The organism is Ornithinimicrobium sp. CNJ-824, assembly GCF_001942405.1.
In the GTDB taxonomy this organism is placed as follows: Bacteria; Actinomycetota; Actinomycetes; order Actinomycetales; family Dermatophilaceae; genus Ornithinicoccus; species Ornithinicoccus kibberensis.
Window position 1 is genome coordinate 23,805 of sequence record NZ_MKKA01000059.1, and the last position, 22,766, is coordinate 46,570.

General features: G+C 75.1%; 13 protein-coding genes and 4 pseudogenes. 12 read left to right on the forward strand and 5 right to left on the reverse strand.

Annotated elements, in window-relative coordinates:
- The first annotated feature begins 33 nt into the window (after positions 1 to 33).
- Positions 34 to 1,850, forward strand: a pseudogene (locus tag BJF81_RS18735) (RNA polymerase sigma factor).
- A 5-nt stretch (positions 1,851 to 1,855) separates the two neighbouring features.
- Positions 1,856 to 2,371: a GNAT family N-acetyltransferase gene (locus BJF81_RS13950; RefSeq protein WP_075958857.1), complete on the forward strand. Its 516-nt coding sequence runs from the start codon at positions 1,856 to 1,858 to the stop codon at positions 2,369 to 2,371.
- On the opposite strand, the gene BJF81_RS20570 is transcribed toward BJF81_RS13950, so the two are convergent.
- The 5 genes from BJF81_RS20570 to BJF81_RS13970 all read right to left on the reverse strand — a co-directional run bounded on the left by BJF81_RS20570 (position 2,338) and on the right by BJF81_RS13970 (position 9,873).
- On the reverse strand, positions 2,338 to 3,018 hold the full coding sequence (locus BJF81_RS20570) for a helix-turn-helix transcriptional regulator (protein ID WP_187345518.1): 681 nt from the start codon (positions 3,016 to 3,018) through the stop codon (positions 2,338 to 2,340). The two genes, BJF81_RS13950 and BJF81_RS20570, sit on opposite strands and share 34 nt — an antisense overlap.
- Complete coding sequence (locus BJF81_RS17695; RefSeq protein WP_143780868.1) at positions 2,958 to 4,886, reverse strand: hypothetical protein; 1,929 nt, start codon at positions 4,884 to 4,886, stop codon at positions 2,958 to 2,960. Before BJF81_RS17695 ends, BJF81_RS20570 begins: the two co-directional genes overlap by 61 nt.
- 304 nt (positions 4,887 to 5,190) lie before the next feature.
- Positions 5,191 to 7,503, reverse strand: a complete 2,313-nt coding sequence (locus BJF81_RS13960; protein ID WP_075958859.1) for a transglutaminase family protein — start codon at positions 7,501 to 7,503, stop codon at positions 5,191 to 5,193.
- Positions 7,500 to 8,819, reverse strand: a complete 1,320-nt coding sequence (locus tag BJF81_RS13965; RefSeq protein ID WP_075958860.1) for a DUF58 domain-containing protein — start codon at positions 8,817 to 8,819, stop codon at positions 7,500 to 7,502. Before BJF81_RS13965 ends, BJF81_RS13960 begins: the two co-directional genes overlap by 4 nt.
- Before the next feature lie 67 nt (positions 8,820 to 8,886).
- Positions 8,887 to 9,873, reverse strand: a complete 987-nt coding sequence (locus BJF81_RS13970; protein ID WP_075958861.1) for an AAA family ATPase — start codon at positions 9,871 to 9,873, stop codon at positions 8,887 to 8,889.
- A 359-nt stretch (positions 9,874 to 10,232) separates the two neighbouring features.
- Between BJF81_RS13970 and mraZ the strand changes: the two genes are divergently transcribed.
- From mraZ to murC, 10 genes and pseudogenes are all read left to right on the forward strand, one after another.
- Positions 10,233 to 10,667, forward strand: a complete 435-nt coding sequence (mraZ, locus tag BJF81_RS13975) for a division/cell wall cluster transcriptional repressor MraZ (protein ID WP_237770264.1) — start codon at positions 10,233 to 10,235, stop codon at positions 10,665 to 10,667.
- A gap of 237 nt (positions 10,668 to 10,904) precedes the next feature.
- A pseudogene (gene rsmH, locus BJF81_RS13985) lies at positions 10,905 to 11,915 on the forward strand (16S rRNA (cytosine(1402)-N(4))-methyltransferase RsmH); the annotation flags it as partial.
- Positions 11,916 to 12,124: 209 nt separating this feature from the next.
- Complete coding sequence (locus BJF81_RS13990; RefSeq protein ID WP_075958864.1) at positions 12,125 to 12,511, forward strand: cell division protein FtsL; 387 nt, start codon at positions 12,125 to 12,127, stop codon at positions 12,509 to 12,511.
- 42 nt (positions 12,512 to 12,553) lie between these two features.
- Positions 12,554 to 14,434: a peptidoglycan D,D-transpeptidase FtsI family protein gene (locus tag BJF81_RS13995; protein WP_143780869.1), complete on the forward strand. Its 1,881-nt coding sequence runs from the start codon at positions 12,554 to 12,556 to the stop codon at positions 14,432 to 14,434.
- Entirely contained in the window at positions 14,435 to 15,925 is a 1,491-nt protein-coding gene (locus BJF81_RS14000; protein ID WP_075958866.1) for a UDP-N-acetylmuramoyl-tripeptide--D-alanyl-D-alanine ligase, read from the forward strand.
- Entirely contained in the window at positions 15,925 to 17,040 is a 1,116-nt protein-coding gene (gene mraY / locus BJF81_RS14005) for a phospho-N-acetylmuramoyl-pentapeptide-transferase (protein WP_075958867.1), read from the forward strand. The genes BJF81_RS14000 and mraY overlap by 1 nt, the downstream gene beginning before the upstream one ends.
- Positions 17,037 to 18,580, forward strand: a pseudogene (gene murD, locus BJF81_RS14010) (UDP-N-acetylmuramoyl-L-alanine--D-glutamate ligase). The gene mraY and the pseudogene murD overlap by 4 nt, the downstream one beginning before the upstream one ends.
- On the forward strand, positions 18,577 to 20,052 hold the full coding sequence (gene ftsW, locus BJF81_RS14015; protein WP_083664248.1) for a putative lipid II flippase FtsW: 1,476 nt from the start codon (positions 18,577 to 18,579) through the stop codon (positions 20,050 to 20,052). Before murD ends, ftsW begins: the two are co-directional and overlap by 4 nt.
- Positions 20,049 to 21,145 (forward strand): annotated as a pseudogene (gene murG / locus BJF81_RS14020) (undecaprenyldiphospho-muramoylpentapeptide beta-N-acetylglucosaminyltransferase). Before ftsW ends, murG begins: the two are co-directional and overlap by 4 nt.
- Positions 21,142 to 22,761 carry a UDP-N-acetylmuramate--L-alanine ligase gene (murC, locus tag BJF81_RS14025; protein ID WP_342447154.1) on the forward strand — a complete coding sequence of 540 codons (1,620 nt, stop codon included), beginning with the start codon at positions 21,142 to 21,144 and terminating at the stop codon, positions 22,759 to 22,761. The pseudogene murG and the gene murC overlap by 4 nt, the downstream one beginning before the upstream one ends.
- Positions 22,762 to 22,766: the final 5 nt, after the last annotated feature.

The following is a 22,766-nucleotide window of genomic DNA, read 5'->3' on the forward strand; positions in this document are numbered from 1 at the left end:
CCCGCCCACGCCCGAAAAGAGTTGGTTCTACCCGTGACAGCCAAGACCACCCGCCCCGCCGTCCCCACCGACCTGCCGCCCGCCTTCGAGCACGAGGCGCTGCGCACGCTGCTGGCCCAGGGCGCACAGGACGGGCACGTGGCGCTGGCCCAGGTCCGGGAGGCGCTGGAGGTCGCCGAGGTCGGCACCGCCGCCGCGCGCAAGAAGGTGCTGCGCGTCTTCAGCGACGCGGCCATCGAGGTGCGCGACGACGGCACCGCCCAGACCACGACCAAGCGCACCCGCGGCACGACGGCGCGGCGGACGACCAAGAAGGCCGCCCCGACCGATGGCCAGGCCCAGGCCGCGGGCGCGGACGACGCCGGCGTCGAGGCGACGGCTCCGGCCGCGGCCAAGAAGGCCCCGGCCGCCACCAAGAGGACGGCTGCGAAGAAGACGGCCCCGGCCGCGCAGAAGACGGCTGCGAAGAAGACCACCGCGACCTCCACGACCACGCAGGCGCCCGCGGAGGACGCCGGGGACGACGCCACGGCCGGGGACGACACCTCGAGCGCCTCGCGCCCCGCCCGCAGGACGACCAAGACCGCCACGAAGGCTGCGACCACCAAGGCCGCCGCCGAGAAGGCCGCTCCCACGAAGACCGCCGCGACGAAGTCCGCCACCACGAAGAAGGCCGCGGCGACCAAGGCCACCACCACGAGGCCGCCGCCAAGAAGGCGGCCGCCGAGGCCGCGGCCGCGGACGTCGAGCCCGACGCCGAGGCGGTGGAGGCGGACGCCGACCTCGTCGTCGAGGAGTCGACCACCCCGGCCGAGGACACCACCGTGGCCACGCCGGTGGCCGAGGGCGTCAAGCCCGCCACCAAGAGCGAGGACGACAGCTTCGTCCTCACCAGCGCCGACGACGACGACGCCCCGGCCCAGCAGGTCGTCACCGCGGGCGCGACCGCCGACCCGGTCAAGGACTACCTCAAGCAGATCGGCAAGGTCGCCCTCCTCAACGCCGAGCAGGAGGTCGAGCTCGCCAAGCGGATCGAGGCCGGCCTGTTCGCCGAGGAGAAGCTCAACTCGGGCGAGAAGATCGACGCCAAGCTCAAGCGCGAGCTGTGGTGGATCTCCCAGGACGGCAAGAACGCCAAGAACCACCTGCTCGAGGCCAACCTGCGGCTCGTGGTCTCCCTGGCCAAGCGCTACACCGGCCGCGGGATGCTCTTCCTGGACCTCATCCAGGAGGGCAACCTCGGGCTGATCCGTGCGGTCGAGAAGTTCGACTACACCAAGGGCTACAAGTTCTCCACCTACGCCACCTGGTGGATCCGCCAGGCGATCACCCGTGCGATGGCCGACCAGGCCCGCACCATCCGCATCCCGGTGCACATGGTCGAGGTCATCAACAAGCTGGCCCGCGTCCAGCGCCAGATGCTCCAGGACCTGGGCCGCGAGCCCACCCCGGAGGAGCTGGCCAAGGAGCTGGACATGACGCCCGAGAAGGTCGTCGAGGTCCAGAAGTACGGCCGCGAGCCGATCTCGCTGCACACACCCCTCGGCGAGGACGGCGACAGCGAGTTCGGCGACCTCATCGAGGACTCCGAGGCGGTCGTCCCGGCCGACGCCGTGTCGTTCACGCTGCTGCAGGAGCAGCTGCACTCGGTGCTGGACACCCTCTCCGAGCGGGAGGCCGGCGTGGTCTCCATGCGCTTCGGCCTCTCCGACGGCCAGCCGAAGACCCTCGACGAGATCGGCAAGGTCTACGGCGTGACCCGAGAGCGGATCCGCCAGATCGAGTCCAAGACGATGTCCAAGCTGCGGCACCCCAGCCGGTCCCAGGTGCTGCGCGACTACCTGGACTGAGACCCGTGGTGCCCGTCGGGCTGCACGTCGTCCGGCTGGGGCCGGACGACTGGCGCGACTACCGGGAGCTGCGCCTGGGTATGCTGCGCGACGCGCCGGACGCCTTCTGGACCCAGCTGGCGGACGTGGAACACCTTGCCGAGGAGGACTGGCGGCAGCGGTCGCACGACCGCACCCTGCACGTGCGCGACGCCGACGGCACGCCGCTGGGCACCGCGACCGTGCTGACCCGCGAGGCCAACCAGGTCCTGGGGCTGCAGGCCGGCAGCGGGGACGCGCTCGTGCTGGCGGTCTACGTCGTGCCCGCCGCCCGGGGGCGGGGCGTCGTGGACCTGCTGCTCGAGGCGTCCCACGGGCTGGCCCGGGAGCTCGGCTGCACCCGGCTGGTGCTGCAGGTGGGGGAGGCCAACCTCGCCGCACGGCGGGCCTACGAGCGGCACGGGTACCGTCTGACCGGCGCCTCGTTGCCGCACCCGCGGCTGGCGGGTCAGCGCGACCTGGAGATGGCCCGCCCGGTCTGAGCGTCCCGTCCGTCCTGCGCGTGGCGCAGATGGTGCGCGACCGCCTCCGCCCGTCCGCGGACGGACAGCTTGCGGTAGATGCTCGAGGTGTGGTGCATCACCGTCTTGGGGCTGATCCCCAGGTGCGCGGAGATCTCACGGTTGGTCGCCCCCGACACCAGTTCTTCGAGCACCTGCCGCTCGCGGGCGGTCAGCTCGTCGTCGGTCCGAGGTGCATCGCCGGTGCCCGGCCGGTCGTCGGCGGATGGCCGGTCGCCGGGCGGGGCGCCGTCGGACCGCGACTCCGCCCCGTTGGAGGAGCCGGCGGAGCGTTCCTGGTGCTGGCGGGCCGTGCGGTCCAGCTCGCGGGCCAGCTCCAGCGCCGCGTCGATCGCCTCGTCGTGGCTCAAATGCCCTCCCCAGGCGACCTCGTGGGCCCCCGCCTCTCCCGTCGCCGCGTGGTAGGTGCCCTCGGCCCGGTCGAAGACCACCGCGACCGCCGGCGGCAGGGCCGGTCGGAGCACGTCCAGATGCCGCCCGAGCATCCCCAGGAGGCGACCGGCCCGGGGCAGGTCGCCCAGGTGGAGCGCCACGAGGAACAGGCACATCAGGGGCGGGCCCGAGCGGGCCCGGGCCCCGCTGGCCCGGGCCCTCCGCAACGTCGCCATGCTGTGCCGGACCGCCGTGGGCAGGTCCCCGGACCCCAGGGCGCCGAAGGCTGCCATCGGCTCGAGCCAGTCGAGGGTGCGCAGGTCCCCATGGAGGCGGGCCAGGTCGACGAGCCGGCTCCGGTCGGGCAGCCCGGGGCCGGTCGGCGGGGCACCGGGGAGGCTGAGCAGCAGCCCGGTCGGGGAGAGGGCCAGCGCGGGCTCGTCGAGGCGGTGCGCGCGGGCGCCGCCTGCTGGGCCCAGGCGGCGGCCTCCTCGGGCTCCCCGCGCTGATGAGCGAGCATCCCCAACCAGGTCTCGAACCGCACGAGCCGTGCCTCGTCGCCAAGGCGCCGGGCCAGCGCACGGCCCTCCCGGGCCCACTCCTCGGCCACCTCCCGCTCGACCATCGAACGGGCTGTCTGGACGGCCACGAAGTCCACGTGCAGGACGGCCCGGTCCCCGAGCCCGAGCGCGGCCTCCCGGAGGCGGGCGAGCTCCGGGACGACGGCGGCGACGTCGGCGGCGGCGTTGGCGGTCTCGGCCCGCAGGAGCTGGAGCCAGGTGGCCAGCACCAGCTGGCGGACGAGGTAGGTGCTGTCGACGGGTCCGCTGTCGACGGGTCCGTTGGTGACAGGTCCGCCCAGGGTGAGCACCTCGGCGACGCGCTCCACGGTCCCCCGCACGGCACCCCGGGCGAACCAGACGGGCAGCAGGGCCAGCGTCAGGTCGGTGGCCGCCGGCGCGTCGCCGTCCGCCGCCGCCGAGGCGAGCGCGTCGGTCAGGTCCGGCTCCACGGTGGCGGCCCGCAACCGGGCCCGGGTCGGACGCCCGGCGTCCTCCAGGTCCAGGCAGGAGCGGGCCACCTGGCGGGCCCAGGCCCGGTGGCGCCCGGTCAGCTCCTCCGTCGGTGGAGCCAGCGCCCGCAGGTGGTCGCGCACCACGGGCGCCACGACGAACAGGGTCACCGGACCCGCGTGGTCCGCCTCGACGAGGTGGACGTCGACGAGGGCCGCCAGGTCGTCGACGACGTCGTCCCGGCCGCTGACCCTCTCGACGTCCTCGACCGTCACCGGTGATCCCAGGACCGCCAGGTCCAGGAGCAGGTCGCGGGCGGAGCCGTGGAGGAGGGAGACGCTCCACCCCAGGGCGGTCGCCAGGTCGTGGTCGGCAAGGTCGTCCGGCGCGCGCGCACCGCCGGGAGGTCGCAGGAGCTGCCCGGGCGTGCGGTGGAGCAGGTGCAGCAGCGTGCTCGGCGAGTAGGTCGCGGCGCGCGCGGCGACCAGTCCGACCGCGAGCGGCAGCCCGCCCAGGTGGCGGCAGATCCTGGCGACGTCCGCCAGGGCATGGCCGTCGATGTCCACCGGGGCACCCGCCCGTGCGGCGCGGTCGAGGAAGAGCCGGACGGCCGGCTCGGTCCGCAGTCGCCCCGGCTCGTCCAGCGGGTCCGGCAGCCCCAGCGGGGGGACCCGCACGACGACCTCATCCGGCAGGCCGACGGGGGTGCGCGCGGTGAGCAGGACCCGCAGGCCGGGGCGGGAGCGGCGTTGGTCCTCCACCGCCGACGGGCCGTCCGCCGCGTGGTGCACGTCCTCCACGAGGATCAGGTCCACGTCCGACGACGCACACCCTTCCAGCGCCGCCTGCAGGGCACCGTCGGCGCGGCACGCCCGCCCCTCCACCGTGCAGGTGCGGGCCGGGCCGGGACGTCCGGCGTCCTGCTCGACGTCCGGTCCGGCCGCGGCCGCGCGCTGCACCGCCACCCGGGCGACGGTGGAGGACCCGGACCCCGCCAGACCGGTCAGCGTCACCAGGGCGCCGGGCGCCCCGAGCTCCTCGAGGACCCGGCGCAGCAGGTCGTCCCGCCCGTAGGGGGTGCTGGGGGCCATGGTCCATCATGGCAGCGGCGCGCGAGGCCTGTATAGGGCAGATGCCCTACACCCGGGGCCGACGGATGCAGGTCATCGGGCATCTGCCCGATGTGCGCCGTCCTGCCGCGCTGGTAGTCATGACCCGTGGTCCCGTGACGGGGCCGTGCACTCGGGAAGAGCACTCCATGCGCGGGAAGCACAGCAGTGGGACGGCCCGCGCCGGACGGTCGCACGGCCCCCGCAGGTCCCACCGGCCCCGGCGCACCGGGAAGGGTATGGGTGGCCCTCCGCGTCGGGGCCGTGTGCTGGGTGCCGCGCCGGCTCAGCGCCGACGCCCGAGCATCGACCTGATCCCCTCCATCCCGCTGCGCGGCAGCAGGGCCGCGTTGGCCCGCACGTTCCACGGCGTGGCCTCGCGCACCTGCTCCACGACCCGGCGCACGTCGTCGCCGAGCGGCTCGACCTGGCCCGGGGTCACCGTCCCCGGCCGGCCGTAGCGCGCCTGCTCGAGCACCGCGGTCAGCCGGGCCAGGGCGGCCTCCCCGGAGCGGTTCAGCGTGGTCACGGACCGGTAGTGCCGGCCCATCGCCCGGGGGCTGCGCTCCGGCGGGTCGGGCACCGACAGGTCACGCAGGCTGCGGGTCAGCCACGTCCAGTGGGCCTCCGCCTGCTCGGCCGGGGTCGTGGCCTCCGTCAGCGCCCGCTCGCGGTGGCGCCTGCCGGCCAGCGGCACGAGCGCCAGCAGCAGGCCCAGGACGAGCAGGCCCAGCAGGATCTTGCCGATGAGCGGCAGCAGGTCGCCCAGCCGGTCCTGCCAGGTCGCCTCCGGCTCCGGGGCCGGGGCGGGCGCCTCGGTCTCGGTCGGCGTGGGCGTCTGGGTGACCGTCGTCGTGGTCGGCTCGGTGTCGCCGCCCTCCTGCGCCCGGGCGTAGGCCGGCGGGGCCTCGCTGCGCACCCCGGGGGTCGGCTCGAACCGGGTCCAGCCCATCCCCTCGATCCACAGCTCGGGCCAGGTGTGCGCGTCCGAGGCGACCACGGACCGGGTGCCGTCCGGCTGTGGGTCGCCGGGCAGGAAGCCCACGGCCATCCGCGCCGGGATGCCCTCGGTGCGCGCCATCATCACCATCGCGGTGGCGAACTGCACGCAGTAGCCCTGCCGCGTGTCGAGGAACCCGCCGATCGGGTCGCTGGCGTCGTCCTGGGCCTCCGGCGCGAGGGTCAACGAGTAGGTGTAGGCGCTGGAGCGCAGGTGGTCCTGGATGAGCACGGCCGTCTCGAGGGTGTTCGTCTCCTCCCCGACGACCTCGACGGTCAGCTCCTCGACCGCCGCGCGCGAAACCGGGTCGACCTCGAGCACCTCGGGGTCGAACTGCCCGGGGTCGGCCGGCGACGCGCCGACCCCCTCCGGCAGCGAGCCCGAGCCGCCCACCGCCAGGTACGTCGTCCCGTACGACGTCGCCGGCGTCTGCAGGACGACGGTCCGGTCGTCCGGGTCGAAGCGGTATGCCGCGCCCTCGGGCAGGTCGAGGGCCACCAGCGGGGTGGAGGTCGCCAGGTGCGGCGGCTCGAGGGAGTTGCCCGTCACGGTGAGCTGCTGCTCCTGCACCGGCACGTCCGCGCCGAGGCCGGGGGGCGGGGGGATCGGCTCACCCACCTGGGTCAGCCCGCTCTGCGTGCGCTGCGGCGCGACCCACCGGCCGTCCTCCCACCGCTCGGTGGCGGTGACGCGCAGCGGCTCGAGCCGGGTGGCGGTGGTCCGGTAGGTCAGCACGGGCGTGCGGGACTGGTTCTGCAGGTCCTGGGCCGGGTCCATCGTCTCGGTGAAGGTGACGTCCCCGCCGCCGCCGGCGGTCCGGGCCTCGGGGTTGCGCGCGAGCCCGTCGCCGAAGAAGGTCGGCGGCAGGTGGGGGAGCGCGGCCGCCCCCAGCACGGCGGCCACCAGCGCCAGCGCCCCGAGCACCTGCCCGAGGCCCCGGTAGGAGGGCACCTTGACCCCGATGTCGTCGCCGCGCGCCTCGCGCCGGTCCGCCGAGGACCAGCCGGCCAGCACGCGGTGGCCCTGCTGGGCGAGCATCATCAGCCAGAGGACGGCCACGGCCGCGAAGTACCACGGCTCCATCGCCCGCCCCGTGTTGGACACGGACACGAGGAACCCGGCCGCCAGGGGGATCCCCGCCCCGGCCGGGGCCCGTCCGGTGACGCCCATGGAGTCGACGGAGACCGCGGTGAGGGTGAGCACCGCGACGAGCAGGAACGACACGCCCTCGGTGACCGGCGCCGGTGCGGCGTAGGTCTGCAGGACCGTCCCGGCCTCCCGCAGGAGCACGCCCACCTGGTCGAGGGTCTCCCCGGTCGGCAGCAGCCCCCGCCACAGCGTCTCGCGCAGGTAGGTCAGCATGAGCCCGGTGAGGCCCAGCAGCAGCTGGGCCAGGGCGACGAGGCTCGGCGGCACGTCCAGGGTGCGCAGCACGGCACCGGTGAGGGCCACGACGGCGACCATGAGCACGGCCGCCCACAGCCAGCTGCTGTCGCGCAGGAGCTCGGTGAGCGGCCACGCCACGGCGAGCGTGGCGAGCGCGGCGACCAGCCCCTCGGGCCACATGCCGCGGGCGAACGCCTCCTGGTCCAGCCTCACCGGGGGGTCCCCACGAGTCCGCCCGTGGCGGTGAGGGAGGCCCAGGCCTGCGGGATCTCGGTATGGGGTCCCACCACCACGCTCTGCCAGCCCGCGTCCGCGAGGACGGCGGTGGGGGCGAGCTCGCGGTGCCGCGCGGTCTCGCCGCCGGGGGCGCCGGCACCGCCGATGCCCTCGGCACCGGCGTCCGCACCTGCGCCGGCGCGACGACCGCCCCGACGCTCTCCCTCCCGCGCGGCCTCCCGGTCCGACCGGCGGCTGCGCGCGCCGCCGCCGAAGCGCTCCGGGTCGAGCACGAACGCCAGGGCCCGGGAGCCCGGCTGCCGGATCGCGGCGAGGGTACGCAGCGACTCCTCGTCGTCGGCGACGACGGCGGCGATCACCAGGACCCCGCCGGTGGTGAACGGCGCGGCCGCGGCGGCCAGCCGGTCGAGCCGGGCCTCCCGGTCGGGCTGGACCCGGGCCAGGGCGGTCAGCGCGACGTCGAGGTCGACCGGGTGGTCGGTCGTGCCCTCCCGCAGGGTGGTGTCGGTGAGCAGGTGGACGACGAACCCGTCCGCCACCAGGTGCCGGGCCACCGACGCCAGCGCGGAGACGGCCCACTCGTAGGAGGTGCGCACCCCCGAGCCCGGGTGGGCCCCGTCGCGGGAGTCGAGCAGCAGCAGCGCCCGGCGGCGGGCGGGCCGGTCCTCCTGACGCACCATGAGCTCGCCGCGGTGGGCCGTCGCCGGCCAGTGCACCCGGCGCAGCTCGTCGCCCTGGCGCCAGTTGCGGATCGAGACGTCGTCCTCGCCGTGGAGGGCGACCATCTGGGGCATCTCGCCTTCGCTGCCGCGGGAGGTGCCCCGCACCCGGCCCTCGCCGAGCAGGTGCAGGCGGGGCAGGACGAGCACCTCGGCGGTCGAGGACAGCTGCAGGGTGAGGAAGGTCAGCCCGAACGGGTCCCGCTGCCGCAGCAGCACCGGGCCGAGGTGGTAGGCGCCGCGGTGGCGGCTGCGGACGGTGTAGCGCAGGCGCTTCTCCTCGCCGGGCACGAGGCGGGGCAGGACGAACCGCGGCCGCTCGCCGAGCTGGGGGTCGAGCCGTTCCTCGGCCAGGTAGACGGGGGTGGAGCGGCGGCCGACGTTGGTGAAGCGGGCGGTCACGGTGCCGCGCTCCTCGGGGCTGAGCCGGACCGGCTCCACCTCCCGCAGCACGCGCACCTGGGGGGTGCGGCGGGGGACGAGCAGCAGGGCCAGCAGCGGCAGGGCGAGCAGGACCAGCCCGATGCGAGTGACGTCCTCGTAGCCCAGGAGCACGCCGGCGACGGCCACCACCGCCCCGAGGACGACGACGCCCGGCCCCGGGCGGTGAGCACCTTCCAGGGGGACCTCATCGGTCCCCTCAGCGGCCCGCGGGGACGGCGGTGCGCTCGACGACGTCCCGGACGATGTCGGCGGTGGTGTGCCGGGTCAGCGACGCCTCCCCGGTGGCCAGCACGCGGTGCGAGAGCACCGGGACCGCGATCGCCTGCACGTCCTCGGGCACGACGTGGTCGCGGCCGGCGAGGGCGGCGTGCGCCCGGGCCGCCCGCAGCAGCTGCAGCCCGGCGCGCGGGGAGGCGCCCAGGCGCAGCATCCGGTGGTGGCGGGAGGCGGCCATGAGCTCCACGACGTAGCGGCGCAGCGCCTCGGAGACGTGCAGCTCGCGGATGGCCTCGATCTGGGCCTGCACCTCCTCGGAGGTGGTCACCGGGGTCAGCGCCTCCAGCGGGGAGACGCCGCCGTGGGAGGCGAGCATCGCCATCTCGGAGGCGGCCGAGGGGTAGCCCATCGACAGGCGGGCCATGAACCGGTCGCGCTGGGCCTCCGGCAGGGGGTAGGTCCCCTCCATCTCGATCGGGTTCTGGGTGGCCATGACGAGGAAGGGCCGGGGGAGGGGGTAGGTGTGCCCGTCGACGGTGACCTGGCGCTCCTCCATCGACTCCAGCAGCGCCGACTGCGTCTTGGGGGAGGCGCGGTTGATCTCGTCGCCGACCACGACGTTGGCGAAGATCGCGCCCCGGCGGAACTCGAACTGGCGGGTGTCCTGGTTGAACACGCTCACGCCGGTGATGTCGCTGGGCAGCAGGTCGGGCGTGAACTGCACGCGGGAGACCTGGCAGTCGATCGCCCGCGCGAGCGACTTGGCCAGCATCGTCTTGCCGACGCCCGGCACGTCCTCGACGAGCAGGTGGCCCTCCGCCAGCAGGACGGTGACCGCGGTGGTGACCACGTCGTCCTTGCCCTCGATGACCGTGGTGATGGCCTCGTGGATGCCCCCGGCCACGCGGCGGACGGTGTCGAGGTCGACGGAGTCGGGCGCGGGCGGGGACGACGTCGGTTCGGACATGGGTCGATCTTGCCACCCCCGGCCGTGCGCCTGCTGGGTCGACGGCCCTCCACCACGCCCCACGGCAGCCCCCCACCACGCCCCACCGCGGTCCTCCACATCCCTCCCGCCACGGCTCCGCGGGCGTCGGCGCGGGCGGCCCGGGGCGGGTTTCCGGCCGCTCCGACGGCGGATCGGCCGCCTCCAGGGTGGTCCGCGCAGAGTTTCCCCCCACCTCCCACCACCGCGCCTGACCTGCGTCTACGGCATACTGGGTGCGGGAAATCCGCCACTTTTCTCTTGTCGGGGGAGGGAAGTGGGGTATGGTGGGGCGCACTGGAGGCGAGAACGACCCGTCGAGCGAGAAGGGGGTGGTCCGAGTGCTCTTCCTCGGGACCTACACGCCCAAGCTCGACGACAAGGGCCGGCTCATCCTCCCGGCCAAGTTCCGCAAGAAGCTCGAGGACGGGCTGGTCATCACCCGCGGGCAGGACCGGTGCCTCGTCGTCTACGCCCAGGACGAGTTCGAGCGGATCGCCCTCCAGTGGCAGAGCACCCCGACGTCGTCGCGGGCCGTGCGCGACTACCAGCGCGTCTTCCTCTCCGGCGCCTCCGACGAGGTGCCCGACAAGCAGGGCCGGGTCACCATCCCGCCGATCCTGCGCGACTACGCCGGCCTGAGCTCGGACTGCACCGTCATCGGCGCCGGCAACCGCGTCGAGGTGTGGGACAGCAAGGCCTGGGAGGACTACCTGGCCGCCACCGAGGACGCCTTCGCCGAGCAGTCGGAGGAGGTGGTGCCCGGAGTCATGTGACCCGGTGGCACGCCCGCCTGGTCCCTGGTCTCCCCCCGCCCGAGCCGTTCCGACGCGACTTCCCCCGCGCCGGAGCATCCCGGACCGGACGCCGGCACGACTTCCCCCGTGCCGGACCCGACCGCCGCACCCGACACCTCTTCCCCGGTGCCGGGCGGCACCCGGCAGGGCGGTGGGGGACCAGGACCCAGGAGGAGGCCCCCGGGTCGCGCCGCACCTGACGACGGGCCCGACACCATGAGCGACGACCCCACCGACGACCTTCCCGACGACGGGCTCCCGCCGGTCCCCACCGCGGACCGGCACGTCCCCGTCCTGCTCGAGCGCTGCGTCGAGCTCCTGGCCCCCGCGCTCCAGCACGAGGGGGCCCTCTTCGTCGACGGCACCCTCGGCATGGGCGGCCACACCGAGGCCGTCCTGCGGGCGTGCCCGCAGGCGACCGCTGTCGGCATCGACCGCGACCCGCAGGCGCTGGCCCTGGCGAGCGAACGGCTGGCCCCGTTCGGCGACCGGTTCGTGCCGGTCCACGCCGTCAGCGACGACCTGCCCGCGGTGCTCGCCTCGCTCACCCCGCCGCGCGGCCGCGCCGACGCGGTCCTCTTCGACCTGGGGGTCTCCTCCCTGCAGCTGGACGAGGTCGACCGCGGCTTCGCCTACCGCACCGACGCCCCGCTGGACATGCGGATGGACCAGTCGACCGGGAGAACCGCGGCCGACGTGCTCAACACCTACGACGCCCGCGACCTCGCCCACGTGCTGCGCACCTTCGGCGAGGAGAAGTTCGCCCGCCAGATCGCCCGGGCGGTCGTGCGGCGGCGCGAGACCGAGCCGTTCACCACCTCCGGCCCGCTCGTCGAGCTGCTCCACGACGTGGTCCCCGCCGCGTCGCAGCGCTCCGGCGGCCACCCGGCCAAGCGCACCTTCCAGGCGCTGCGCATCGAGGTCAACGCCGAGCTGTCGGTCTGGTCGCAGGCGCTGACGGCGGCCCTGTCCAGCCTCGCCGTCGGCGGCCGCATCGTCGTCCTCTCCTACCACTCGCTCGAGGACCGGATCACCAAGCGCGGCCTGGCCGCGGGCGCCACCAGCACCGCTCCGCCCGGCTTCCCGGTCGAGCTGCCCGAGCACCGGCCCTGGCTGCGGCTGCTCGTCCGTGGCGCGGAGCAGGCCGACGCCGCCGAGACCGGTGCCAACCCCCGGGCCGCCTCCGTCCGGCTGCGCGCAGCCAAGCGGACCCGTGCCACCCCGGACCAGCCCCCGGCGACCAGCCAGCGACACCCCCGACCAGCCCCCGACGACCAGCAGCGACAACCCCGAGGTGCAGCGATGACCCAGATGACCGTCGGTGCCCGGCTCGGCCGCGCCACCGCCCCCGCGTTCGCCCCCCGCCGACCCGGCGGTGCCACCGCCGCCGTGGCCTGCCCGGGGCCCGGGCCGCGCGCACGTCGCGCACCCGCGTCGTGGACGCCGCCCCCGCGAGCGGGCACACGGCATACCGGCTGCTGTGCCTGTTCATCATCATGGCCGCGGTGAGCGTGGTCCTGGTCCTCAACACCCACCGGGCCGAGGGCTCCTACGTGCTGGGGCGGCTGGCCGCCGAGCAGACCGCGCTGCACGACGAGAAGGTCACCCTCCAGGCCGAGCTCGACCGGCTCGAGTCGCCCGAGACGCTGGCGAAGGCCGCCCGCAAGCTCGGCATGGTCCCGGCCCCGTCCACGGCCACGCTGCGGCTGTCCGACGGCGCCATCACCGGCGTGGCCTCCATGAGCGACGGCGGTCGCACGATTACCGTTGACCTGCCCGCGACGGGCGTGGCGGACCCGGCCGGGACGGCCGCCTCCGACTGACCGACCGACCCTCCCGACCGACTCCCGCGAGGTGACCTTCCAGTGGCAGCAGCACGCGGTGGCAGACGGTCCCTGGGGGCCGTCCACCCCGGGGTGGGGCACCCGCGCACCCGCACGCGGGTCCTGCTGCTGGCGGTCCTGCTCGTCCTGAGCCTGTTCGGCGCCCAGCTCGTGCGCCTCCAGGGCCTGGACGCCGCCAGCGTCTCGGCCGCCGCGCTCGACGGCCGGCTCAACGTCACCGCGATCCCCGCCCCGCGCGGGGCCATCACCGACGTCGACGGCGCCGGGCTCGCCGTCAGCGTCGAGCGCCGCAAGGTCATCGCCGACCCGACGCTGGCCGAGGACTACGTGCTGCGCGACGACGAGGGCGAGGAGGTCGCCAGGGGGTTCGCCGCCGTCGCCCAGGTCGTGGCGGAGGTCACCGGCGAGAAGGAGGCCGACGTGCTGCGCCGGCTCGAGGAGCCGCTGGGGGAGCAGTACGCCGTCGTCGCCCCCGACGAGTCGCCCGCCACCTGGCAGGAGCTGCGCTCGCGCAACGTGCGCGGCCTGTCCGCCGAGAACGTCATGCGCCGCGACTACCCCCTCGGCGAGGCGGCCGCCCCGCTCGTGGGCTGGATCGGCGCCGGCGAGATGCCGGCCGGCGGCCTGGAGCTCGTCCACGACGAGCAGCTCACCGGCACCCCCGGGGAGGCCGTCTTCGAGGTCGGCCGCGAGGGGGAGCGGATCACCACCGGCCTCTACCAGGAGGACGACGCCGAGCCCGGCCAGGACGTGCGGCTGACCCTCGACGCCGACCTGCAGTGGTACGCCTACGACGCCGTCCGCCAGCGGGTCGAGGAGGCCGGGGCCCTGTCGGGGTACGCCGTGATCCTCGACGCGCGCACCTCCCGGGTGCTGGCGCTGGCCAGCTACCCCACCTTCGACCCCGCCGACGACTCCCAGACGTCGGAGGGGATGCGCAACGCGGCCGTCGAGGACGTCTACGAGCCCGGCTCCACCGCCAAGGTCATCACCGCCGCCGCCGCCCTGGAGAAGGGGCTGGTGCAGATGGACACCCCGATCGAGGTGCCCGTCCGGCTGCAGCGCGGCGGCACGACCTTCAAGGACGCCGAGGAGCACCCGCTGCGGCACCTGACCTTCGCCGGCGTGCTGGCCCGCTCCTCCAACATGGGCACGATCCTCTACGGGGAGGACCTGGAGGACCAGGAGCTCTACGACTGGTTCCGCAAGTTCGGCATCGGCACGACCAGGGGCCTGGGCCTGCCGGGCGAGTCGGTCGGCCTGCTGCCCGAGCCGGGCACCTGGAGCGCGACCACCCGCTACACGGTGATGTACGGCCAGGGCGTCTCCTCCACCCTGCTCCAGCAGGCCACCGTCTTCCAGACGATCGCCAACGACGGGGTCCGGGTCCCCGCCTCGATCGTCGCCGGCACCACCGACGCCGAGGGCCGCTACACCGAGACCTCGGTGCCCTCCGGCAAGCGGATCATCCAGGAGGAGACGGCCGAGACGCTGACGACGATCATGCAGCAGGTCGCCAGCACCGGCGGGACGGCGCCGGCCGCGGCGATCGAGGGCTACCACGTCGCCGGCAAGACGAGCACCGCCGACCGCTACGACCAGGAGAAGGGCCGCTACGAGGGGGTGACGAGCTCGTTCATGGGCTTCGCGCCGGCCGACGACCCCAGGTTCGTCGTGGCCGTCGCCATCCAGAAGCCGACCCGGATCCACACCTTCGGCGGCGTCATCGCCGGCCCGGTGTTCAGCAAGATCATGCGCTACGCCCTCGTCAAGGAGGGGGTGGAGCCGGCCACCACGGCGCCGCCCACCGTCCCGCTGGAGTACGACCCCGGCGAGCCCGCCCCCGACGGATCCGGTGCGACACTGGGTCGGATCGCGATTCGAGACGAAGGGACCGGCTGAGTGATCCCGCTGACACTCCGCGAGATCGCGGGTGTGACCGGTGGGCGGGTCGTCCCCGCCACCGACGAGACGGCGCAGGTGACCATCACCGGCGCCGTCGTCACCGACTCCCGGGAGGCCGGACCCGGCGGGCTCTACGTCGCCCGTCGGGGCGAGAGCGCCGACGGGCACGACTTCGTCGCGGCCGCCGCCCGGCAGGGGGCGGCCGCAGCGCTGACCAACCGTCCCGTGGACGCGCTGCCCTGCGTCGTCGTGGAGGAGGATCCGCAGCGCCTCTCCGAGCGACCCGACCGGCCGCCCTACGACGCCGTCACCCGCGCCTTCGCCGCCCTCGGCCGCGAGGTCGTCGACCGGTGCGCCGCCGCCGGGGGCCTGCGCACCGTCGGGATCACCGGCTCCTCGGGCAAGACCTCCACCAAGGACCTCATGGCCCAGGTGCTGCAGCGGCTGGGCCGCACGCTGGCCCCCGAGGCGTCCTACAACTCCGAGGTCGGCGTGCCGCTGACCGTCTGCCGGCTCACCGAGGAGACCGCCTACCTCGTCGCCGAGATGGGCGCCTCCGGCCGGGGCCACATCGCCCACCTCACCGCCGTCGCCCCGCCCCAGGTCGCCGTCGTGCTCAACGTCGGCAGCGCGCACCTGGGCGAGTTCGGCTCCCGCGAGGCGATCGGCGAGGCCAAGTCCGAGCTGGTCCAGGCGCTGCCCGCCGGGGGGCTGGCCGTGCTCAACGCCGACGACGACGTCGTGCGGGGCATGCGCCGGCACGCCGACGCCGTCGGTGCGCGCACCGTGCTCGTCGGCCGGTCCGCGGACGCCGACGTCCGCGCGGACGACGTGCGGCTCGACGAGCAGGGCCGGGCCTCCTTCCGCCTGCACGCCCGCGCCGTCGAGGGCGGTGCGCCGGGCACGGGCCCCGACGGTGTCCCGGTGACCCTGCAGGTCGTGGGGGAGCACCAGGTCGGCAACGCCCTGGCCGTCGCGGCCGTCGCCGCCGAGTGGGGTATGCCGTGGGAGCAGGTCGCCGACGCGCTCGGCGCCGCGCAGCCCCGGTCGCGCCACCGGATGGAGGTCACCGCCCGGCCCGACGGGGTGACCGTGGTCAACGACGCCTACAACGCCAACCCCGAGTCGATGCGGGCCGCCCTGCGCGCGCTGGCGTCGATGCGCGGCGCCGACGGCCGCACCGTCGCCGTGGTCGGCGGGATGCTCGAGCTGGGCCCGGGCAGCGACGACGAGCACGCCGGCGTCGGCGCACTGGCCGCGGAGCTCGGCACCGACCACCTCGTCACGGTGGGCGGGCTCGCCCGGCCGGCGGGCACGGCATACACCTCCGGCGGCGGAGCCGCCACCACCCACGTCGAGGACCGGCACGAGGCCGCCGAGGTGCTCAACCGGCTGCTGCGCCCCGGCGACGTGGTGCTGCTGAAGTCCAGCCGGGACTCCGGCCTGCGAATGCTCGGCGACGAGCTCGCCGGGAAGGGCGACGTCTGATGGTCAACGTGCTCCTCGCCGGGGCGGTGGCGATGTTCGTCGCGCTCTTCGGCACCCCGCTGTTCATCCGCTTCCTCGTCCGGCGCGGCTACGGCCAGTTCATCCGCGACGACGGCCCCACCAGCCACCACACCAAGCGGGGCACGCCCACGATGGGCGGGGCGGTGATCATCGGCGCGACCCTGCTCGGCTACGGGATCTCCCACCTGGCGCTCATCCTGCTCGACATGTCCGGCTTCGTGGAGGTCACCCACAGCCGGTTCACCATCAGCGCGCTGCTCGTGCTCTTCCTCATCACCGGGCTGGGCTTCATCGGCTTCCTCGACGACTACACCAAGATCGCCAAGCAGCGGTCCCTGGGCCTGACGTCGGTGGAGAAGCTGGCCGGGCAGACGCTCGTGGCGGTGATCTTCGCGATCCTGGCCCTGCAGAAGCCCGGCGACGCGACCCGCAGCCCGGCCTCGACGGCGATCTCCTTCGTCCGCGACACCTCCTTCGACCTGGCGGTCGCCGGGCCGGTGCTCGGCACGATCCTGTTCATCGTCTGGGCCAACCTCCTCATCGCCGGGGCGTCCAACGGGGTCAACCTCACCGACGGCCTCGACGGGCTCGCGACCGGGGCCTCGGTCATGGTCTTCGGCGCCTACTCGATCATGGGGATCTGGCAGTACAACCAGAACTGCCAGCTGGCCCCCGGCCCCAACTGCTACGACGTCTCCGACGCCCTCGACCTGGCGGTCGTGGCCGCCTCGGTCGCCGGGGCGACGTTCGGCTTCCTGTGGTGGAACGCCTCCCCGGCGAAGATCTTCATGGGCGACACCGGCTCGCTGGCCCTCGGCGGCGGCCTGGCCGGCCTGGCGATCACCACGCACACCGAGCTGCTGCTGGCCGTCCTCGGCGGGCTGTTCGTCCTCATCACCCTCTCGGTCATCATCCAGGTCGCCTCGTTCAAGCTGACCGGCAAACGGGTCTTCCGGATGGCACCGCTGCAGCACCACTTCGAGCTGCTCGGCTGGGCCGAGGTGACGATCGTCATCCGGTTCTGGATCATCGCCGGCATCTGCGTGGCGATCGGGCTGGGCCTGTTCTACGGCGAGTGGGTGGCGAACCTGTGACCGCGCCGCTGGAGGAGCTGACCCACCGCGACGCCGACTGGGCCGGGCTGCGGGTGCTCGTCACCGGCCTGGGGGTCACCGGCTTCGCCGCCGCCGACGCGCTGATCCAGCACGGGGCGCAGGTCACCGTGCTCGACGCCGGCTCCGGCGGGGAGAGGCAGGAGACCCAGGCCGGGATCCTCGGCATCCTCGGCGCCGACGTGCGGCGCGGGACCGAGCACGTCGCCGCCTGGCCGACCGCCGGCGGCGGTGACGATGCCGACTTCGAGGTCGACCTCGTCGTCACCTCGCCCGGCTGGCGGCCCGACCACCCCGTGCTGACCGGCGCCGCCGACCGCGGCGTCCCCGTCTGGTCCGAGGTAGAGCTCGCCTGGCGGCTGCGCCCCCGCGTCGCGCCGCCCCGTGGCTGGTCGTCACCGGCACCAACGGCAAGACGACGACCGTGCAGCTGCTCGCCTCGATCCTGCAGGCGGCCGGGCTGCGGGCGGCCGCCGTCGGCAACGTGGGCACCCCCGTCCTCGATGCCGTCCAGCACCCCGAGCCCTACGACGTGCTGGCCGTCGAGCTGTCCAGCTTCCAGCTGCACTTCACCCACACGATGAGCCCGCTGGCCTCCACCGTGCTTAACCTGGCCCCCGACCACCTCGACTGGCACGGGGGGCTGGAGGCCTACGCCGCGGACAAGGCCCGCGTCTACGAGCGCACCCAGGTCGCCTGCGTCTACAACGTCGAGGACCCGCGCACCGAGACGATGGTCGAGCAGGCCGAGGTCGTCGAGGGCTGCCGCGCCGTCGGCTTCACCCTCGGCATCCCCGGCCTGTCCATGGTCGGCGTCGTCGAGGACGTGCTCGCCGACCGCGCCTTCGTCGAGGAGCGGGCCACCTCCGCCGCCGAGCTGGGCACCCTCGCCGACCTGGCGAAGGCCTCCGGCGGCGACGGGTCCACCCCGGCCCCGCCGCACCTGGTGGCCAACGCCCTGGCCGCCGCCGCGCTGGCCCGGGCCGCCGGCATCGCCCCGGTCGCCGTCCGCGAGGGGCTGCGCTCCTTCCGCACCGACGCCCACCGCACCGCGATCGTCGCCGAGGTCGACGGCATCACCTGGATCGACGACTCCAAGGCGACCAACCCGCACGCCGCGCAGGCTGCCCTCGCCGCGCACGAGCGGATCGTCTGGGTCGCCGGCGGCCAGCTCAAGGGCGCCGACGTCGAGGAGCTCGTCCGCCTGGTCGCCGGCCGGCTCTCCGGCGTCGTCCTGCTCGGCTCCGACCGCGACCTCGTCGCGCAGGCGCTGGTCCGACACGCGCCGGATGTCCCCGTCCACGACGCCGGGGTCGCCGACCATGGGGACATGGACGGCCTGCACGCGCTCATGGACCGGGTGGTCGCCCGGTGCGCCGAGCTGGCCTCCCCGGGCGACGTCGTGCTGCTCTCGCCGGCCGCCGCCTCCCTCGACATGTTCCCCAGCTACGGCTCCCGCGGCGACGTCTTCGCCGCCGCCGTGCGCCGCCACCTCGGCCTGGGGGAGCAGGAGGGGGTATGACGACCACCACCCGTCCGCGCACGCCCGGTCCCGCCGGGCCCGGGTCCCCCCGGGGCGGGGGCTCCGCCACGGGGGGCGCGACCGCATACCCCTCCGGAGCCCGGCAGGGCTGGACGATGGAGTCGGTGGGCGACTGGCTGCGCTCGCCGGTGGCGCCCTACTACCTCGTGCTCGTCTCCGCCGGGCTGCTCACCGGCCTGGGCCTGGTCATGGTCCTGTCCGCCAGCAGCGTGCGGTCCTACGTCGAGAGCGGCAACAGCTACACCGTCTTCCTGGCCCAGGTGTTCTACGCCGTGGCCGGCGTGGCCCTGGCCGCGCTGGGGGCGCGGCTGCCGGTCGTGGCGTGGAAACGGCTGGCCTGGCCCGCGGTGATCCTCGCCCTCGGTCTGCAGGCCGCGGTGTTCACCGGAATGGGCGTGGAGTTCCAGGGCAACCGCAACTGGATCGAGATCGCCGGGCGCACCGTGCAGCCCTCGGAGTTCGGCAAGCTGGCGCTCGTCGTCTTCGGCGCCGCCGTGCTCGCCGCCAAGCGCAAGGTCGTGCACCGCGTCTGGCAGGCCAGCGTGCCGCTGGTCTTCCCGGTCGGGATCGTCCTCGTCGGGCTGGTGCTGCAGGGCAAGGACCTGGGCACCGGCATGATCATGCTGGCCATCCTCGTCGGGCTGCTGTGGGCCGCCGGGCTGCCCGCCCGCTGGTTCCTCGGCGTCGGTGCCGTCGCGGTGCTGGGGGTGGCCTACCTGGCCGCGGGCAGCGCCAACCGCATGCAGCGCATCCAGGTCTGGCTCGGCGACGTCTGCGACAGCCCGCAGGTCGACGGCTGCTTCCAGAAGGTGCACGCGGAGTACGCCCTCGCCGACGGCGGCTGGTGGGGCCTGGGCCTGGGGGAGTCGCGGGAGAAGTGGGGCCTGCTGCCCGAGCCGCACAACGACTTCATCCTGGCCATCATCGGCGAGGAGCTGGGGCTGCCGGGGACGATGGGCGTGCTGTCCCTGTTCGCCGTGCTGGCCTACGCCATCTTCCGGATCGTGTCCCAGGCCGAGGACATGTTCACCCGGCTGGCCGCCGCCGGGATGCTCATCTGGCTGCTGGGCCAGGCCGTGCTCAACATCGGCTCGGTCATCGGGATGCTGCCGATCATCGGGGTGCCGCTGCCGCTGGTCTCCTCCGGCGGCTCGGCCCTGCTGGCGGCGCTCATGGGCATCGGCCTGCTGCTGTCGCTGGCCCGCTCGCTGCCCGGCGCCCGGGAGGCGCTGGCGCAGCGCACCTCCAGCCTGGACCGGACGTACGCCGCCGTCACCACCGGCCGCTCGGGCGCGGGCCGCGGGCGCACGCCGGGGGCGGCGCGCACGACCGGGCGGACCACGCCCCGGACGTCCACGCACGCCACACCGCGCGCGGGCACGCGGACCCCGCCGCGGGGGAGCACCCGTGCGGCGCCGCGGACCCGCGGCGGACCGAGGGGCCCTCGATGAGCCCGCTGTCCGTCGTCCTCGCCGGCGGCGGGTCCGCCGGCCACGTCAACCCGCTCCTGGCCACGGCCGACGCCCTGCGCCGCCGGGTGCCGGACGCCATCGTCACCGTGCTCGGCACCGCCGAGGGCCTGGAGGCCCGGCTCGTGCCCGAGCGGGGCTACGAGCTGACGACCCTGCCCAAGGTGCCCTTCCCGCGCCGGCCGGGGATGGCCGCCGTGCGCTTCCCCAGCTCGCTGCAGCGGGCCGTCGGCACCGCGCTGGCCGTCCTCCGGGACAAGGACGCCGACGTCGTCGTGGGCTTCGGCGGCTACGTCGCCACCCCGGCCTACCTGGCCGCCCGCCGCGCGGGCGTGCCCATCGTCATCCACGAGCAGAACGCCCGGGCGGGGCTGGCCAACCGGCTCGGCGCCCGGTTCACCACGGCGGTCGCCACGACGTTCGCGACGACCGCGCTGCCGAACGCCCGCCGGGTGGGGCTGCCGCTGCGCGCCGAGATCCGCGACCTCGACCGGGCGGCGGCGCGCGCGGAGGGGCTGGCGCACTTCGGCCTGGACGACGACCGGCCGACCCTGCTCGTCTTCGGCGGGTCCCTGGGGGCCCAGCGGATCAACGAGGCCGTCGCCGGCGCGCGGGCGACCTGCTCGCCGCCGGGGTCCAGGTGCTGCACCTGACCGGGGCGGGCAAGGACGTGAACGTGCCGGAGGCCGACCCGGGGACCGGCGCCCGCTACGTCGCGCTGCCCTACACCGACCGGATGGAGCTGGCCTACGCCGTGGCCGACCTGGCGCTGGGACGCTCCGGCGCCGGGACGGTCAGCGAGCTGGCCGCGGTGGGCCTGCCCGCGGTCTACGTGCCGCTGCCGATCGGCAACGGCGAGCAGCGGCTCAACGCCGCCGAGGTCGTCGAGGCCGGCGGCGGGATCGTCGTCGAGGACGCCATGCTGGACGCCGACCGGGTCCGCTCGACCGTGCTGCCCCTCGTCACCGACCCCGAGCGGCTCGCGGCCATGGGCGCCGCTGCGGTGGAGCACGGGGAGCGCCACGCCGACGACCTCCTCGTCGACCTCGTCCTCGACGCGGCGGGGCACCGGTGACCGGCCGCCCGACGGGCACCGGCCCGACGGGCGGGCGCACCCCGTCCCGCTTCGACCTGTCCGCCGACGTGCCGCCCGCCGCCGCGCTGGGCCGCGTCCACCTCGTGGCCATCGGCGGGTCGGGGATGTCCGGCGTCGCCCGGATGCTGATGGCGGCCGGGGTGCCGGTCTCCGGCAGCGACCGGGCCGACTCGCCGACCCTGCGGGCCCTGGAGGCCGAGGGGGCCACGGTGTTCGTCGGGCACGACGCCGCCCACCTCGACGGGGTCGACACGGTCGTCGTGTCGTCCGCGGTCCCCGAGGACAACCCCGAGCTGGCCGCCGCCCGCGAGCGGGGCCTGCGCGTGCTGCACCGCTCCCAGGGCATCGCCGCGCTGCTGCACGGCCGGCCGGCCGTGGCGGTCGCGGGGGCCAACGGCAAGACGACGACCAGCGCGATGACGACGGTCGCCCTGCAGGCGGCCGGGCTGGAGCCGGGCTTCGTCATCGGCGCCCCGCTGGCCGTGGCGCCGTCCGTCGAGGTGCCGGCCGACGGGGAGACGCCCGCCGGGGACCCGGCCGCCGCCGTCCCGACCAACGCCGCACCCGGGGTACCGGGTGCGCCGGTGGTCGTCGAGGCCGACGAGAGCGACGGGACGTTCGTCGTCTACCGGCCGCAGGTCGCCGTCGTGACCAACGTCCAGCCCGACCACCTCGACTTCTACGGGACGGCCCAGGAGGTCGAGCGGGCCTACGAGGAGTTCGTCGGCACCATCAGGCCTGGCGGGCTGCTCGTCACCAACGTCGACGACCCGGGGGCGGCGCGACTGGCCGAGCGCGCGCGGCATACCCGTCCCGACGTGGAGGTGCTCACCTGGGGGACCGGTGCGGGCGCGCCCGACGGCGAGGACGACCGCGCGGCGGCGGGGCCGGACGTGCTGCTGCGCGACGTCACCTCCCGCGGGATGACGGCGCGGGCGACGCTGCGGGTGCGGCGCGCCGTGGGGCCGTTCGCCAAGGCCCAGGAGCTCGAGGTGGTCGTGCCGGTGCCGGGGGAGCACAGCGCGCACAACGTGACGGCGGCGCTGCTGGCGGCGACCGTGGGGCTGGGGGCGGACCCGACGCGGGTGCTCGCCGGGCTGGCTCTCTTCCCGGGGGCGCACCGACGCTTCGAGCGGGTCGGCGAGGCCGGGGGCGTCGCGGTGGTCGACGACTACGCGCACAACGCCCCGAAGGTCGCCGCCGTGGTCTCCGCGGCGCGGTCGGCGGCGGACGGGCGACGGGTGGTGGTGGCCTTCCAGCCGCACCTGTTCTCCCGGACGAAGGACTTTGCCGACGGGTTCGCCGCCGGGCTGGCCGGGGCCGACGTGCTCGTCCTCGTTCCGGTCTACGGGGCACGGGAGACCCAGGAGCAGTATCCGGAGGTCACCAGCCAGCTGCTCGCCGACCGGGTTGAGGCGCTCGGCGGCCCGGAGCGGGTGGTCGTGGCCGAGAGCCTGGACGCGACGCCGGGGGTGCTGGCCGACCTCGTGCGACCCGGCGACCTCGTCGTGACCGTGGGTGCCGGCGACGTGACGACGGTGGGGCCGCGGCTGCTGGAGCTGCTGGACGACGACGAGGCGGTGAGCCGGCGGTGAGATGG

What these genes read in the sequence shown, in the direction of transcription:
- mraY (WP_075958867.1), top strand. Translation starts at nt 15,925, where the DNA reads ATGGTCAACGTGCTCCTCGCCGGGGCGGTGGCGATGTTCGTCGCGCTC.
- BJF81_RS20570 (WP_187345518.1), bottom strand. Translation starts at nt 3,018, where the DNA reads ATGGCGACGTTGCGGAGGGCCCGGGCCAGCGGGGCCCGGGCCCGCTCG.
- ftsW (WP_083664248.1), top strand. Translation starts at nt 18,577, where the DNA reads ATGACGACCACCACCCGTCCGCGCACGCCCGGTCCCGCCGGGCCCGGG.
- BJF81_RS13970 (WP_075958861.1), bottom strand. Translation starts at nt 9,873, where the DNA reads ATGTCCGAACCGACGTCGTCCCCGCCCGCGCCCGACTCCGTCGACCTC.
- BJF81_RS17695 (WP_143780868.1), bottom strand. Translation starts at nt 4,886, where the DNA reads ATGGCCCCCAGCACCCCCTACGGGCGGGACGACCTGCTGCGCCGGGTC.